Annotated in this window: 1 protein-coding gene; it reads right to left on the bottom strand. The window is 56.4% G+C overall.

Going from position 1 to position 913, the window contains the following annotated elements; translation table 11 throughout:
- Positions 1-425 precede the first annotated feature (425 nt).
- On the bottom strand, positions 426-913 hold a 488-nt coding region (locus JMF90_RS38650; RefSeq protein WP_201326505.1), incomplete at its 5' end, for a hypothetical protein.

Raw genomic sequence — 913 nt, forward strand, 5'->3', positions numbered from 1 at the left:
CCCGGTGGATGCGCGGGACAATCGAAACCGGATACGCCGTATGGGCGAAACGCGCTCCAGAGCCACGCAAGCAAAACCACCGCAGCGGACGCGCGGCAATTTATCGGTGTGGACGGCCGGAAAGCGCAACGCCGACGGGATGCGGTCGGTGTCGACTGAGGCAATTATGGGAAATTGAATGTCCGAAACGAATCAGAGAAATCTGATTTGGGAGGTCAGGACGCGGCTGAAGCGGGTTGTTAAATCTGGAGATTATTAAATAATGAAAAGCGGCGCCGGTTGAATTGGACAGCCAGCGCCGTGCAGGCACGAAATTAGCGATAGAGCCGACGCCTGAGAAAAGACGGGTTCGCCCCTGTTTATAGGGACGAACCCGTCGTCGTGCGCTGGCGGGGAGCCGCACATGCACGGGCGAAAGCACAATCTCAATCCTCGATGCCGGTCTCGAAGACTACTGGAAACGTTCCGCTGTATGATCCGGGGCGCGGCGCTCCATCAAGCTTTACCCACAGTGCCAACCTGGCCAGTCCGCCCGTCCTCGCTACCTCTGCATCAACAACCTCGCGCCAAGTCCCCACTTTATAGGGGCCTACGAAGCCGTTACTATTGTTGAGCGTCGAGACGTTCCAGCGGATCGGCATGGCGTCGCCAGTAACGTTTTCAATAGATGCCTCCTCATTCAAGTTGCCGGCCAGCATGCGGACTCCACCATAGCTGCTGCGCACCTTCCAGCTCAGCTCAACTTTTGACGATTCGCCCTTCGTCCACCCGTCCGGATGCGTAAAGACAACGTTATCCAAATCTCCGCTGTTCACCGTAACATCAAAAAAATCCTGCGAGGGCACCTCGCCCTTGATCTGAACATTGAGATTGATCGGATCCGGATTTGCCGCATACACCGACATAGCCCATG

It is taken from the genome of Burkholderia sp. E168m23 (assembly GCF_016586125.1).
Classification (GTDB): domain Bacteria; phylum Pseudomonadota; class Gammaproteobacteria; order Burkholderiales; family Burkholderiaceae; genus Burkholderia; species Burkholderia orbicola.